The 14,444-nt window shown below is 76.0% G+C and carries 9 protein-coding genes and 1 pseudogene; 4 read left to right on the top strand and 6 right to left on the bottom strand.

The window, feature by feature from the left end; genetic code table 11:
- Window positions 1-302 (bottom strand): annotated as a pseudogene (locus QK440_RS21955) (hypothetical protein); the annotation flags it as partial.
- 131 nt (window positions 303-433) lie between these two features.
- Window positions 434-3,325, bottom strand: coding sequence for a glycoside hydrolase family 2 TIM barrel-domain containing protein (locus QK440_RS21950; protein ID WP_282794873.1), 2,892 nt, complete (start codon window positions 3,323-3,325; stop codon window positions 434-436).
- Window positions 3,326-3,784: 459 nt separating this feature from the next.
- Between QK440_RS21950 and rsgA the strand changes: the two genes are divergently transcribed.
- Window positions 3,785-4,897 (top strand): ribosome small subunit-dependent GTPase A, encoded by a 1,113-nt coding sequence (gene rsgA, locus QK440_RS21945; protein WP_282794878.1) that lies wholly within the window; start codon window positions 3,785-3,787, stop codon window positions 4,895-4,897.
- A gap of 420 nt (window positions 4,898-5,317) precedes the next feature.
- Window positions 5,318-6,688 carry an AlkA N-terminal domain-containing protein gene (locus tag QK440_RS21940; protein ID WP_282794872.1) on the top strand — a complete coding sequence of 457 codons (1,371 nt, stop codon included), beginning with the start codon at window positions 5,318-5,320 and terminating at the stop codon, window positions 6,686-6,688.
- Between the two features lie 31 nt (window positions 6,689-6,719).
- On the opposite strand, the gene QK440_RS21935 is transcribed toward QK440_RS21940, so the two are convergent.
- The 3 genes from QK440_RS21935 to QK440_RS21925 all read right to left on the bottom strand — a co-directional run bounded on the left by QK440_RS21935 (window position 6,720) and on the right by QK440_RS21925 (window position 8,751).
- Entirely contained in the window at window positions 6,720-7,097 is a 378-nt protein-coding gene (locus tag QK440_RS21935; RefSeq protein WP_282794871.1) for a PPOX class F420-dependent oxidoreductase, read from the bottom strand.
- Window positions 7,098-7,204: 107 nt separating this feature from the next.
- Entirely contained in the window at window positions 7,205-7,690 is a 486-nt protein-coding gene (locus QK440_RS21930; RefSeq protein ID WP_282794870.1) for a DUF456 domain-containing protein, read from the bottom strand.
- A 44-nt stretch (window positions 7,691-7,734) separates the two neighbouring features.
- Window positions 7,735-8,751 carry a LuxR family transcriptional regulator gene (locus QK440_RS21925; RefSeq protein ID WP_282794869.1) on the bottom strand — a complete coding sequence of 339 codons (1,017 nt, stop codon included), beginning with the start codon at window positions 8,749-8,751 and terminating at the stop codon, window positions 7,735-7,737.
- Window positions 8,752-9,881: 1,130 nt separating this feature from the next.
- Here QK440_RS21925 and QK440_RS21920 point away from each other — a divergent pair.
- The gene (locus QK440_RS21920) at window positions 9,882-11,663 is read left to right on the top strand and encodes a protein phosphatase 2C domain-containing protein (RefSeq protein WP_282794868.1); all 1,782 of its coding nucleotides are present in this window, start codon (window positions 9,882-9,884) and stop codon (window positions 11,661-11,663) included.
- A 54-nt stretch (window positions 11,664-11,717) separates the two neighbouring features.
- The gene (locus QK440_RS21915) at window positions 11,718-13,460 is read left to right on the top strand and encodes a pyruvate dehydrogenase (protein WP_282794867.1); all 1,743 of its coding nucleotides are present in this window, start codon (window positions 11,718-11,720) and stop codon (window positions 13,458-13,460) included.
- 7 nt (window positions 13,461-13,467) lie between these two features.
- Here QK440_RS21915 and QK440_RS21910 read toward each other — a convergent pair whose 3' ends face one another.
- A complete protein-coding gene (locus QK440_RS21910) occupies window positions 13,468-14,367 on the bottom strand; it encodes a LysR family transcriptional regulator (protein ID WP_282794877.1) in 900 nt (299 codons plus the stop codon).
- Between the last annotated feature and the right edge of the window lie 77 nt (window positions 14,368-14,444).

Here is a 14,444-nt window from a genome sequence, read left to right as displayed (position 1 = left end):
CGCGCGGGCACCGGGCCGGCGTCCGCGCCGCCCGCCTGCGACCGGGCGCGCAGCAGCGCCGCCGACAGCCACGCGGCGACGCCCGTGCCGACGCCGCTGACCGCCGCGATGCCGTACCGCGCGGCGTCGGGCGAGATCGCGTCCGGCAACACGCCCACCAGGGACTGGAACACCGCGTACCCGGCGGCGACGCAGCCGAAGCCGCCGAGCCAGCCCACGAACCGCGCCGGGCGCGCGTCGTCCGGGGGCGGGGGCGTGGGCTCCGGCCGCGCGGGCCTGTGGCCGAGCTGCTGGTGTGACACCGGGTGCTCCCTCCCCCCAGGGCGGCGCGTGAGTCGTCCCTTCCAGTCTAGGCGGCCGCGACCTCGTTCCTCCGGGTCACACGGGGTGCGAGGGCCCGGCCGCCGCGGGGGCGCCGACCCTCAGTCTTCTCTCACCGGCCCGCTTCGGCCACCGAGAAAGTGAAGGCGAACTCTACGGGCGCCGCCCGCAGTTCGTACCGCGGCAGCACCCCGGGCCCGCACGACTGGGAGCCGATGCCGCGCAGCCCGTGGTCGAGGTGCACCCACACCGTGTCACCCGGCGTCAGGTCCGTGCGGTGCGTGGCGGCGTCCAGCTCCTCGGTGCTCCAGGGCCGGGCCGTGAACCAGAACGCCGGATCGCCCACGACGCGCACCCCCGGCCCGCCGGAGCCCGCGCGCAGCTCCGCCCAGCGCACGTCGGCCCGCGCCCCGTTCTCCTGCGGCCGCAGGTACGGCGTCTGCATCCGCTCCACCCGCGACGACCACCAGCCCATCCGGGAGGCCGCCCTGGTGTCCGGGTAGGCCTCGCCGTCGCCGCCGAACCAGTGCGCGTGCCCCAGCGTGGCCGGAAGCCCGAGCCGTACGCCGAGCCGGGGCAGCGGCACCTCGTCCCAGCGGCCCTCGGGCGTCACGGACACGGCCAGGCGCAGGGCCGTGCCGTCGGACGTCCAGCGGTAGACGGTGCGCAGCGCCAGGTCGCGGGCGGCGGGCGCCACCCGCGTCCGGACGGTCAGGGCCTCCCCGTCCGTGTCCACGCCGTCGAGCCGGTGGCGCATCCGGTGCAGGCCGAGGGTGCGCCACAGCGGCCCGTGGCGGGTGTCGGGCTGCCAGGGCGCGCCGTCGTCGTTGTCGGTGGGCGCCCGCCACACGTCCAGGCGCGGCGCGGACCTGAGGGTGAGGTCGCCGAGGGCGCGCAGCTCACCGGTGCGGACGTCGAAGCGGCCGGGGCCGAGCGTCAGGTCGTAGCCGCGGCGGCGCGGCCGCTCACCGGCGGCGACGGGCACCGGCGGACGCGCGGTCACGGGGAAGTCGGCGCACGCCACCAGGTGGTCCAGGGGCGCCCAGTTGGTCTCCTCGCAGACCATCGCCGACAGGTGCAGCCACGTCTCGGCGTCCCGGGCGGCGGCGGGCGGATCGGGCAGCTTCAGCTCGACGCTCTCGCCGGGCCCGAGCTCGGGCGGCACGTCGAGCGGCCCGGACGCCGACGGGCCGTCACCGCCCGGGCCGTCCACGCGGTAGGTCCACTCGAAGGACAGCTCCGACAGGTCCGCGACGTCGTACAGGTTGGTCACCCGCACCGTGCCGGTCCCCGCGTCGTACGCGAACCGCACCGGCTGGATCACCCGCTTGTACTCGAGCAGCCCCGGTGACGGCGTCCGGTCGGGGAAGCACAGGCCGTCGCAGACGAAGTTCCCGTCGTGCAGCTCCTCGCCGAAGTCGCCGCCGTACGCGTAGCCCAGCACCGGGTGCTTCAGGCCGTGGTCGACCCACTCCCACACGAACCCGCCCTGGAGCCGCTCGTACGTCTCGAAGAGCCGCTGGTAGTCGCTGAGCCCGCCGGGGCCGTTGCCCATGGCGTGGGCGTACTCGCACAGGACGAACGGCAGGCCCCGGCGCCGGTCCGGGCCGCCGTCCTCGCGGCGGCCGATCCGCTCCACCTCGGCGTGGTCGGCGTACATGCGCGAGTACATGTCGGTGTCGGCGCAGGACGGGTCGCCCTCGTAGTGCAGCAGCCGCCCCGGGTCGCGGCCGCGGATCCACTCGGCCATCGCGGTCAGGCCCCGGCCGGTGCCGCACTCGTTGCCCAGCGACCAGATGATCACCGACGGGTGGTTCTTGTCCCGCTCGACGGTGCGCTCCGCGCGGTCCAGGAGCGCCGGGGTCCAGCGGGCGTCGTCGACGGGGTTGCCCTCCCAGCCGCGCGTGGTGAAGCCGTGCGTCTCCAGGTCGCACTCGTCGACGACCCACAGGCCCAGCTCGTCGCAGAGGTCGAGGAAGGCGGGGTGTGGCGGGTAGTGGGAGGTGCGCACCGCGTTGATGTTGTGCAGCTTCATCAGCCGGACGTCGGCGCGCATGGTGGCGAGGTCGACCGCGCGCCCGGTCTCCGGGTGGAACTCGTGCCGGTTGACGCCGCGGAAGAGGATCGGCCGCCCGTTCACGGTGATCAGGCCGTCCACCACGGCGACCGTACGGAACCCGATCCGCAGCGGCACCCGCTCGCCCGGCGTGGCCAGCACCCCGTCGTACAGCCGGGGCCGCTCCGCCGACCAGGGCTCCACGGCCACGGTCACGCTCTGCCCGGTGGCGACGTCGATCCCCAGCTCCGGCACGGTGACCCGCCCGGCGACCTCGGAGTCGACCCGCAGCGTGCCGGTGCCGTCGCGGTGGTCGTACGACGCGTGCGTGAAGAAGTCCCCGGCCGCGCCCTCGGGCCGGTGCAGCAGCGTCACGTCGCGGAAGATGCCCGGCAGCCACCACTGGTCCTGGTCCTCCAGGTACGAGCCCGACGACCACTGGTGCACCCGCACGGCGAGCACGTTGTCGCGCGGCCGCAGCAGCGGGCCCACCGCGAACTCGTGCGGCAGCCGGGACCCCTTGAAGTCCCCGAGCGGCGTGCCGTTCAGCCACACCCGCGCGCACGACTCGACGCCGTCGAACCGCAGCGTCGCCCCGCCGCCCGCGGGCCAGTCGGCGGGCAGGTCGAAACAGCGCAGGTGGTCGCCGGTCGGGTTCTCGGTGGGCACCCGCGGCGGGTCGACGGGGAACGGATACAACTGGTTGGTGTAGACCGGCGCGCCGTGGCCCTGCAGCACCCAGTGCCCGGGCACTGCGACCTCGTCCCACGCCGCCGCGTCGAACCCGTCGGCGGCGAACGCCTCGTCCTCGGCATCGGCCCCCGGCGACAGCCTGAACCGCCAGCTCCCGTTGAGCGGAAGCACGGCGGCGTCCGACCCCGCGTACCACGCACGGGGCGGCAGACCGCCGGAGCCGGGGGACACGTCCTCGTGGTAGGGGAGCTCCATGCCCCCATCAGACCGTGCGGAGGCGGCCCGGCTCAATCATTTCCGGCGCGGCCCCGCCGGTTTCTTGCCCCGGATTCCGGGCGTGCGGCGGACGGGTGACGGGCGGACGGAGCCGAGCGGAAAAACAGGTGGCGCGCCGCCGACGGGCCGAACTAGAGTGCTCCACGTTCCCCGGCGCCGTGTCGCCGGAGCAGGCCGATACAGGAAGCGGAGGTGTGACCGATGGCTGTCGTTGCGATGGGTGCTGCCCACGTCCGGACGTTCGTCACTTCCACCTCCGTGGTCTCCGGCTGACATTCCTCTCGGCGCCTTGAGGCGCCTTCGCCGCGCCGTCGCGCGCGGGCCGGGGCCACCCTTGTGAAGGGTTTCCCCTTGTCTTCGTCGTCTTCGTCTTCTGCTTCACCGTCTTCTGCGTCGTCTTCGTCTGCTGCGTCATCGGCGTCTTCTTCTCGTTCGCCGCTGTCCTCCCCGTCGTCGGGCGCCGCCTCCGGCGCGCATCCGCTGGCCGCCTACGGCTGGGACGAGGGCTGGGCATCCGCCTTCGCCCCGTACGCGGAGCGCGGGCTGCTGCCCGGGCGGGTGGTCCGGGTCGACCGGGGCAGTTGCGACCTGGTCGTCACCGAGGAAGGTGTCATCCGGGCCGACACCACCTACGTCACCCCGCACGACCCGCTGCGCGTCATCTGCACCGGCGACTGGGCGGCCGTGGACGCGCCCGGCGGCGACCCGCGCTACGTGCGGGACTACCTGCCGCGGCGCACGTCGTTCGTGCGGTCCACCTCGTCCAAGCGGTCCGAGGGGCAGATCCTCGCCGCCAACGTCGACCACGCGGTCGTCGCCGTGTCCCTGGCCGCCGAACTCGACCTCGGGCGCGTCGAGCGGTTCCTGGCCCTCGCCTGGGAGTCCGGGGCCCAGCCCGTCGTCGTCCTCACCAAGGCCGACCTCGTGCCCGACGCCACCGCCCTCGCCTACCTCGTCCAGGACGTGGAGACCGCCGCGCCCGGCGTGCCGGTGCTGCCCGTCAGCGCCGCGTACGGGGACGGGGTCGACGTCCTCACCGCCGTCGTCGGCGGCGGCACCTGCGTCCTCCTCGGGCCCTCGGGCGCGGGCAAGTCCACCCTCGCCAACGCGCTCGCCGGCGCCGACGTCATGGAGGTCCAGGCCATCCGTGCCGTCGACGGCAAGGGGCGGCACACCACCACCACCCGCAACCTGATCCCGCTGCCGGGCGGCGGCGTGCTCATCGACACGCCGGGCCTGCGCGGCGTCGGCCTCTACGACGCCGGCAGCGGCGTCGGACAGGTCTTCGCCGAGATCGAGGAACTGGCACAGGGCTGCCGCTTCCACGACTGCGCGCACGTGGCGGAGCCCGGCTGCGCCGTGCTCGCCGCCCTGGAGGACGGCTCGCTGCACGAGCGGCGGCTCGACAGCTACCGGAAGCTGCTCCGCGAGAACCAGCGGATCGTCGCGAAGACGAACGCGCGGATGCGGGCGGAGATGCGGAAGGAGTGGAAGCGGCGCGGAGCCGAGGGGAAGGCGGCGATGGATCTCAAGCGGGGGCGCGTGCGCTAGCGCGCTGCGGGCGGGTGGGCTCCCGCCTTGGTCCGGCCCTGGTTTCCGGTGGCTCGGCACCCAGGGCTGTGCCCACCCGTTCCGCCGTGCGGAACGATTGCCCACAGCGGGAGCGGCTGGGCACCCGTTCCTCCGCACAGGACGATGGCCCACAGCGGGAGCGGCTGGGCACCCGTTCCTCCGCACAGGACGATGGCCCACAGCGGGAGCGGCTGGGTACCCGTTCCTCCGCACAGGACGATGGCCCACAGCGGGAGCGGCTGGGTACCCGTTCCGCCCCACAGGACGGTGGCCGAGAGCGGGGAGCGGCTGGGTACCCGTTCCGCCCCGCAGGACGATGGCCGACAGCGGGAGTGACTGCTGCGTGTCCGTGTCCGAATTCCGCCAGCCGGTGGGGGGAGCGGGGACGACACTGGACACGTGAGCGATCTCGACACCCGGTATGAAGCCGTTCGCAGTCGTGACGCCCGGTTCGACGGGGAGTTCTTCTTCGGTGTGTCCACCACCGGGATCTACTGTCGGCCGAGCTGTCCGGCCGTGACGCCCAAGCGGCAGAACGTGACCTTCTATCCGACGGCCGCCGCCGCGCAGAGCCAGGGGTTCCGGGCCTGTCGGCGGTGCCGCCCGGACGCCGTTCCGGGGTCTGCCGAGTGGAACGTACGGGCGGACGTCGTCGGCCGCGCCATGCGGATGATCGGCGACGGCGTGGTGGACCGCGAGGGCGTCGGCGGGCTCGCGACGCGGCTCGGGTACAGCGCCCGGCAGGTGCAGCGGCAGCTCACCGCCGAGCTCGGCGCGGGCCCCGTCGCGCTGGCCCGGGCGCAGCGCGCGCACACCGCGCGCGTGCTGCTCCAGACCACCGACCTGCCGGTCACGGAGATCGCCTTCGCGGCGGGCTTCGCCAGCGTGCGGCAGTTCAACGACACCATCCGCGCCGTGTACGACCTGACGCCCACCGGCCTGCGCGCCGCCGCGCCCAAGCGGGGCGGCGGCCGCGCCACGCCCGCCGCGGGCATTCCGCTGCGGCTCGCCCACCGCGGGCCGTACCAGGCCGCCGCCGTCTTCGACCTGCTCGCCGCCGAGGCGCTGCCCGGCGTCGAGGACGTACGCGGTGAGCGCGGCGCGCGCACCTACCGGCGCACGCTGCGGCTGCCGCACGCCAGTGGCATCGTCGCCGTCGAGGAGCGGGGCCCGCGGCGGCGCGCCGACACCCGCGCGGGCGGCTGGCTCGAGGCCCGGCTGCACCTCACGGACCTGCGCGACCTGACCACGGCCGTGCAGCGCCTGCGCGGTCTCTTCGACCTGGACGCCGACCCGTACGCCGTGGACGAGCGGCTCGGCGCGGACCCCCGCCTGGCGCCGCTGGTGCGGGCCCGGCCGGGGCTGCGCTCGCCGGGGGCCGCCGACCCGGAGGAGTTCGCGGTCCGCGCGGTCGTGGGCCGCGCCGTGGCCGCGCGCCTGGTCGCCGCGCACGGCACACCGCTGCCGAGCCCGTGCGGACCGCTCACGCACGTCTTCCCCGCGCCCGCGGCCCTCGCGGAGCGGCTGCCGCTGGCGGCCGCGCTGGCCGACGGCACCGTACGCCTGGACGCGGGCGCCGACCGCGACGACGCCGAGCGGCACCTGCTCGCCGTGGACGGCGTGGACGCGGCGGCGGTCGCCCTGATCCGCATGCGGGCGCTCGGCGACCCGGACGTGGCCCCGCCCGGCGAGCACGTGGACGAGGCGTGGCGGCCGTGGCGGTCGTACGCGGTACGCCACCTGCGCGCCGCCGGGCGGGAGACGGCGTGACGCGCCCGGCACGCTGCTCCTGCGCGGCGGGTCAGCCCGCCTCCTCCTCCAGGCCCCAGCTGTGGATCCGCCGGGGGTGGACGCGGATCAGCTCCTCGCTGAAGTGCGGGCCGAGGTCGTGCGGGCCGGTGAGCAGCTCCGCATCGCCGCGGATGTCCACGCCCCGGACCTGCCACGGGCGTTCGCTGACGATGTCGTCCACGACGAGCGCCACCTTCGGGTTGGCCTGGAGGTTGCGCCACTTCTTCGTGGTGCCCAGGGCATGGCCTCCGATGAGGATCGTGCCGTCGTCCTGCGGGAAGAAGCCGACCGGGTTGGCCTGCGGCTGGCCGTGCGGGTCGACGGTGGCGAGCCTGCCCAGGCGCTGGGACTTCAGGTAGGCGCGCTCGGCCGCGCTGAATTCGGTCATGGGGTGAGGCTGGCACGCCGACGGTGCCGCGCGCACCGGTGCGCGGGCCAGGACCGCCGGTCCCAGGAGTCCCGATGTCAGGCGCTCCCGGTGCGGAGGGCGGGGCGTCAGCCCCTGAGGACGACCGCCGCCACCCAGGCCCCCACGATCAGCAGGCACGCGTAGAGCTCCACGAACACGTTCCAGCCGCCCGCCCGCAGGGCCGTCCGCACCGCCGTCGCCGCCTGGCCGTGCCCGCCGAGGCGCAGCCGCTCCGCCAGGTACATCCCGCCCACGAACCCGGGCGCGGCCCCGACCACCGGCACCAGGCAGAACCCGAGCAGCGCCCCGGCGCCCGCGTACGCCGCGAGCCGGTGCGTCGCGCCGGACTCCCGCAGCCGGCGCGGCGGCAACTGCCAGCGCACCACCAGGGACACCAGGAGCACCAGGGTCGCGCCCACCAGGACGGCCCAGGCCCGCCCGTGCGGGTCCTGGAGCGCCCACCACAGGGCACCGGCCCACACCAGCCACGAGCCGGGCACCCCGGGCACCAGCACCCCGCCGAGGCCGAGCAGCATCACCACACCGACCAGGGCGAGCTCCCACGCTCCCATCTGTTCAGGGTGCAGGAACGGGTGCCCGGCCGCAGGTCGGCGGTTCAGGCCCGGCGGGCCCCGGGGGCACGGGGCGCGCCCGCCTCGCGGGCCACCCAGCCGCGTTCGTACGCGTGCCAGCCCAGCTGGAGGCGCGTGGTCACGCCCGTCAGCTCCATCAGGCGCTTGACCCGGCGCTGCACCGTGCGCAGGCCGAGGTCGAGCTGTTTCGCCACGCTCGCGTCCGTCAGCCCCGCGAGTAGCAGCGACAGGACCTCCAGGTCCGTGCCGTCGGGCCCGTCCGCGGCCTCGCGCACCGCGCCGTCCGCGCCGAGGCGCAGCGGCAGCGCGGTCCGCCACACCGCCTCGAACAGGGCCGCCAGCGAGTCGAGCAGCCCGCTCGCGTGCACCACGAGCGCGGCGGGCTCCGCCGCCCGCGACGTCAGCGGCACCATCGCCAGCGAGCCGTCCGCGAGCACCAGCTTCGTCGGGACGCGGTCCACCACCCGCACCCGCTCGGCCCGGCCCATGGCCTCGGCGATGTCGGCGAGCCCCGTCGGCGCGGCGAGGACCTCCCGCTCGACGACCACGCGGTAGGCCACGCCCCGGTGCGCGGCCTGCTCCTCCGCGTGGTTCTCCGCGCCGCTGACCGCGACCGGCCGGCCCGTCACCAGGGCGCACACCTCGCGGCGCGCGCCCAGCTGGAGCTGGAGGAAGCGCTGCGCGACGGCGGCCGTGCCGGTCACCACCTCGACCAGGTCGTGCACGGTGGGCTCGGCCGCCCGCGCCCGGTACTCCTCGGCGAGCAGCGTCGCCGCCAGCTCCGCCCGGTCCAGCTCGTGCCGCCGCTGGGTGAGCAGCGCGCCGAGGGCCACGCCGGGCGGCGCCGCCACCCAGCGCCCGGCCCGGCCCGAGGACTGCGCCGCGAGCCCGTGGCGCTCCAGGCGGCGCAGCGCGCGCTCCGTCTCCGGCTCGGCGAGGGTGAGCCGGCGCGCCAGGTCCGGCACGTCGGCGGCCCCGACCGACACCAGTGCGCGGTACGCCGCCTCGTGCGTCTCGTCCAGCCCTACGGCGGCCAGCATGCGGCCTCCCTCCCCGGTCGTCACGGCGCGTTCCAGCTGGTCCGGCCGTGGTTGGCGGAAACCGGCCACGGCGTGAACACGCCATGGACATCATCACCGCACCACCCGCCCGTCTGCCAGGGTGGCCGGTGTGCCGGGCGGCCCTCCCGTGGGGGGTGGGACCGTCCGGCACGCCCCGCGCCACCCCGCACCACCCGGCCTCGAATTTCCGGATGCGCCGTTTTCGTACGGCCTGTGCGGTGGACAATGAGGGCATGAGCCAGCAGGGGGAGAGGCCCGCCGGGCCCACGGGTCAGGAGGCCGACTGGTGGGCGCAGTTGTACGACGAGGAGAAGGACGACACGGGGCCCGCGGCCGCGGCCGACTCCCTGGACGACCGGTTCGCCTCGGCCGCGGGGACGGTGGCGGGGGACGGGCCCGCGGCCGGCTCCCCGGACGCCCGGGCGGTGCCCGACCCCCGGAGCGGGCGTTCCGCCCCGGCGGTGGAGCCGCCGACCGCCCCCGACCCCCGCGGCATCCGCTGTTCCCCGGCGGCCGGACCGCCCCGCCCGCCGGACGGCACCACGAGCTTCGCGACGGGCCGCTCCCGGGCGGCGTGGCCCGAGGCTGCCGCATCATCCGACGGGGGAGAGCCGGGGGAGCCCGCTCCGGGCCGTGAGGCAGGGGCGGGGGCCGCCCCTGGCGAGGGAGAGCGGGCGGGGCCCGCCCCGGGCGCTGAGGCCCGGGCAGCGGCCCGGGCGGACGGCCTGGATCCGGCTGAGGGCCCCGCCGACGGGGAGGAACAGGCGGGGGCTTCCTCTGGCGGTGGCGGCCGGGGGGAGGTCGCCTCAGGCACTGAGGCCCGGGCCGGGTCCGGTACAGGCGGCGAAGCCGGGGCCGACCCGGGCGGGCGAGGCACTGCCGGGGCCGACACGGCTGGGCGGGAGCCCGCAAAGCCTGCCCTGGGCGGGAGGGGGGCTGCGGAGCCCGGCCCGGCTGGGCGGGAGGCCGATTCGGCTGGGCGGACGACTGACCCGGCTGGGCGGGAGGCCGATCCGGCCGGGCGGAAGACTGCCCCGGCTGGGCGGGAGGCCGCGGAGTCCGCCTTGGGCGGGCGGAAGGCTGGCCGGGCTGGGCGGGAGCCCGTGCCCGTGCCGCGCCAACGGGGCGCCCGCGCCGAGGAGTTGGCTCCGCGGCGCGCCACCTTCGCAGCCCGGCCGCCACGACCTGCCGAAGCGCCCTCGCCGCCTGCCGAACCGCCCTCACCACCTGCCGGACCGCCCCGGCCGCCCGACGGGGCCCCGGCGGGCGAGTCACCCACACCGCCCGCCGACCCCACGGGCGCCGCCATACCGCCCGCCGCCACCGGGCCAACAGCGGCCGAGCCACCGGCGCCCCCCGCAGGACCGCCCTCGCCGCCCGCCGGGCCCTCGGCGGCCGAGTCACCTACGCCGTCCACCGGCTCCACGGCGGCCGAGCCGCCCCCACCGTCCACCGACCCCATGGCCGCCGCCATACCGCCCGCCGTCACCGGGCCAACGGCGGCCGAGCCACGTACGCCGTCCGCAGGGGCACCCTCGCCGCCTGCCGGGCTCCCGGCGGCCGAGTCACCTACGCCGTCCACCGGCTCCATGGCCGCCGCCACGCCGCCCGCCGTCACCGGGCCAACGGCGGCCGAGCCACCGGCGCCCCCCACCAGGCCACCCGCGCCCCCCGCAGAACCACCAGCGCCCCCCACCAAGCCCCCCACCCCCAAGCCGCCCCCTCCCGAGCGCGCCTCCTTCGAGCGCACCTCCCCCGAGGGCACCCTCCCCGAGGGCCCCCCGCGTTCGGTGCCCCCCACCTATCGCGCCCCCGCCCCCTGGGCCCCCGCGGCCCCCTCCGGGCCCGTCAGTTTCCCCTCGGTGTCCCGGCCGCCCGCCCGGGGCCGGGGCGGCGGTGTCCCGGTGGCGGGCGAGGAGGCGGAGGCGGAGGCGGCGTACGTGGGGGACGGGCCGCCGACCTATGAGCCCGAGCCGACCGGGCTGCCCGCCGCCGACCCGGACGACCTCGGCAGCCTCGTCGCCGACACCGTGCTCGACGGCGCCCGCTACGGCACCAGCACGCTGCGCGCGGTGTCCCTGCGCGGGGACTCGGCGCGGTACCGGGGCGAGCCGCGCCGCGACGCCCTGCTCACCGCCCGGTTCGGGTCCGGCGAGGACGCGCTGGTCCTGGTCGCCATGGCCACCGGCGCCCGCGCCACGGCGGGGGCGCACCGCGCGGCGGCGGACGCCTGCGCGTGGATCGGCGGGGCCGTGGGCCGCAGCCACGCGCGGCTCGCGCGGGACATCCGGGCCGCCCGCCGCGGCGACCTGAAGTCCGGCCTGCACCGGCTCACCGACCGCAGCCTCGGCAGGCTCCGCGCCCGCGCCGCCGACCTCGGCGTCGAGCCGGAGGAGTACACCGCGTCCCTGCGCTGCCTGCTGCTGCCCGCCGACCCGCGCTGCCGCACCCGGGTGTTCTTCGGCGTCGGCTCCGGCGGCCTGTTCCGGCTGCGCGACGGCGCCTGGGAGGACATCGAGCCGCGGGTCGCCACCGCCACCGGCGCCGCCGTGGTCGGCTTCGGCTCGCCGCCGGCGGGCACCCCCGAGGGCGACCGGCTCACCATGGACCTGGGCATCACCACGCCCCCGAGCCCGTACGAGCCCGCGCCCGCGCCGCCGCGCGACCCCTTCCGGTTCCGCGCCTCCGTCGCCCGCCCGGGTGACACCCTGCTGCTGTGCACCGGCGGCCTCGCCGAACCGCTGCGCGGCGAACCCGAGCTCGCCCGGCACCTCACCCGCCGCTGGGCCGGGAGCGGCCCGCCCGGCCTCGCCGCGTTCCTCGCCGACACCCAGGTGCGGGTCAAGGGGTACGCCGATGACCGTACGGCCGCCGCCGTGTGGGAGGCGTGAGCGCGTTCCCTGTGAATTCATGGACCCATAGCGACCGAAGGGGTGCGTGAAGACATGGCCAAGCAGAACGTCGCCGAGCAGTTCGTCGACATCGTCGTCCGCGCCGGGGTGAAACGCCTCTACGGCGTCGTCGGCGACAGCCTCAACCCCGTCGTGGACGCGATCCGGCGCACCAAGGGCATCGAGTGGATCCAGGTCCGGCACGAGGAGACCGCGGCCTTCGCCGCCGGGGCGGAGGCGCAGATCACCGGCTCGCTCGCCGCCTGCGCGGGCTCCTGCGGCCCCGGCAACCTCCACCTCATCAACGGCCTGTACGACGCCCACCGCTCCATGGCCCCGGTCCTCGCCCTGGCCTCGCAGATCCCCTCCTCCGAGATCGGCCTCGGCTACTTCCAGGAGACCCACCCCGACCGGCTGTTCCGCGAGTGCAGCCACTACTGCGAACTGATCTCCAGTCCGCGCCAGATGCCCCGCCTGCTGCACACCGCCATCCAGCACGCCGTGGGCCGGTCCGGCGTCAGCGTCGTCTCGCTGCCGGGCGACCTCGCCTCCGAGCCCGCCCCGGAGAAGGCCGTCGAGAGCGCCCTCGTCACCACCCGCCCCACCGTGCGCCCCGGCGACGCCGAGATCGACGCGCTCGCCGCGATGGTCGACGAGGCCGACAAGGTCACGCTGTTCTGCGGCAGCGGCACGGCCGGGGCGCACGCCGAGGTGATGGCCTTCGCCGAGAAGGTCAAGTCCCCGGTGGGGCACGCCCTGCGCGGCAAGGAGTGGATCCAGTACGACAACCCGTACGACGTGGGCATGAGCGGGCTGCTCGGCTACGGCGCCGCGTACGAGGCGACCCACGGGTGCGACCTGCTCATCCTGCTCGGCACCGACTTCCCGTACAACGCCTTCCTGCCCGACGACGTGAAGATCGCCCAGGTCGACGTGCGCCCCGAGCGCCTCGGCCGCCGCTCGAAGCTGGACCTCGCGGTGTGGGGCGACGTACGCGAGACGCTGCGCTGCCTGACGCCGCGCGTCGCGCCGAAGTCGAACCGCAAGTTCCTCGACAAGATGCTGAAGAAGCACGCCGACGCGCTGGAGGGCGTCGTCAAGGCCTACACCCGCAAGGTCGACAAGCACGTCCCGATCCACCCCGAGTACGTGGCGTCCGTCCTCGACGACGTCGCCGCCGACGACGCGGTGTTCACGGTCGACACCGGCATGTGCAACGTCTGGGCCGCCCGCTACCTCACGCCCAACGGCAGGCGCCGCGTCATCGGCTCCTTCAGCCACGGCTCCATGGCCAACGCGCTGCCGCAGGCCATCGGCGCCCAGTTCACCGACCGCAGGCGGCAGGTCGTGTCGATGTCGGGCGACGGCGGCTTCTCCATGCTGATGGGCGACTTCCTCACCCTGGTGCAGTACGACCTGCCGGTGAAGGTGGTGCTCTTCAACAACTCCGCGCTGGGGATGGTGGAGCTGGAGATGCTGGTCGCGGGCCTGCCCTCGCACGGCACCACCAACCACAACCCCGACTTCGCGGCCGTCGCCCGCGCGGCCGGGGCCTACGGCGTCCGCGTGGAGAAGCCCAAGCAGCTCGCGCGCGCCCTCAAGGACGCCTTCGCCCACAAGGGCCCCGCCCTCGTCGACGTCGTCACCGACCCCAACGCCCTGTCCATCCCGCCCAAGATCAAGTCCGAGATGGTCACCGGCTTCGCGCTCTCCGCCAGCAAGATCGTCCTGGACGGCGGGGTGGGCCGCATGCTCCAGATGGCCCGCTCCAACCTCCGCAACGTGCCCCGGCCCTGACGGCCCATCAGTCCTCGGGGTCGGCGCCCCGGACCCCGAGGACGTCCAGCATCGCCCGCGTCGCCGGGCTCGGGTTGAACCGCCCCCACGCCAGGTACTCGACGCGGCGCGGCCCGTCCGCCACCGGCACCAGGGCCAGCTCCGGATCCCCGGCGGCCAGCGGCCGCACGAACGCCGACGGCAGCAGCGCGACCCCGAGGCCCCGCGCGACGAGCCGGGTGATCAGCTCCGCGACCCCGGCCTCGTACGCGACGTCACGGGCCAGGCCCGCGGCGGCGAACGCCTGGTCGGACTGGGCCCGCCCCGGCGTCCCCGCCGCGAAGTCCACGAACGTCTCCCCGGCGATGTCGAGGAGCGTGACCCGGGCGGCGCCCGCCAGCCGGTGACCGGTGGGCACCACGAGCACATGCTCGTCGCGGTCGAGGGCGAGGGTCTCCACGCCGTGCGGCCGCGCGCCCTCGGGCAGGCCGAGGAAGGCGATGTCCAGGTCGCCCCGCCGCACCGCCGCCGCGAGTTCGTCGCTCCCCCCGGCGCGCAGCAGGACCCGCACGTCCGGGTGGCGGGCCCGGTACCGCTGCAGCAGCTCGGGTACGTCGACGGCGGCCGCGGTCACTATGACGCCGACCGCGAGGGTGCCGCGCACCACGCCCGTCGCGGCGGCGGCGTCGGCCACCGCCCGGTCGGCGGCGGCCAGGCACTCGCGCGCGCCGACGAGGAACGCCTCCCCGGCGCTGGTCAGCTCGACCCGGCGGCTGGACCGGGCGAACAGCTTGACGCCGAGCTCCCGCTCCAGGTTCGCGATCCGGTGGCTGAGCGACGACTGCACCACGAGGCAGCGCTCCGCCGCCCGCGTGAAGTTGCGGGTCTCGGCGACGGCGACGACGTACCGGAGCTGTTGGAGATCCATCGCACCATCGTTGTCGTTCATGGCTGCCATCGCAACCATGCTTTGGATTCATGCCGGACCGGCGCCGAGACTACCGC

Origin of the sequence: Streptomyces sp. CC224B (assembly GCF_030010595.1) — a bacterium.
Lineage (GTDB): Bacteria > Actinomycetota > Actinomycetes > Streptomycetales > Streptomycetaceae > Streptomyces > Streptomyces longispororuber.
The sequence above is the reverse complement of the archived record's forward strand: the minus strand, read 5'-3'. Positions and strand labels throughout refer to the sequence as shown.

What these genes read in the sequence shown, in the direction of transcription:
- QK440_RS21910 (WP_282794877.1), bottom strand. Translation starts at nt 14,367, where the DNA reads ATGGATCTCCAACAGCTCCGGTACGTCGTCGCCGTCGCCGAGACCCGC.
- QK440_RS21935 (WP_282794871.1), bottom strand. Translation starts at nt 7,097, where the DNA reads ATGACCGAATTCAGCGCGGCCGAGCGCGCCTACCTGAAGTCCCAGCGC.
- QK440_RS21915 (WP_282794867.1), top strand. Translation starts at nt 11,718, where the DNA reads ATGGCCAAGCAGAACGTCGCCGAGCAGTTCGTCGACATCGTCGTCCGC.
- QK440_RS21950 (WP_282794873.1), bottom strand. Translation starts at nt 3,325, where the DNA reads ATGGAGCTCCCCTACCACGAGGACGTGTCCCCCGGCTCCGGCGGTCTG.
- QK440_RS21930 (WP_282794870.1), bottom strand. Translation starts at nt 7,690, where the DNA reads ATGGGAGCGTGGGAGCTCGCCCTGGTCGGTGTGGTGATGCTGCTCGGC.
- QK440_RS21925 (WP_282794869.1), bottom strand. Translation starts at nt 8,751, where the DNA reads ATGCTGGCCGCCGTAGGGCTGGACGAGACGCACGAGGCGGCGTACCGC.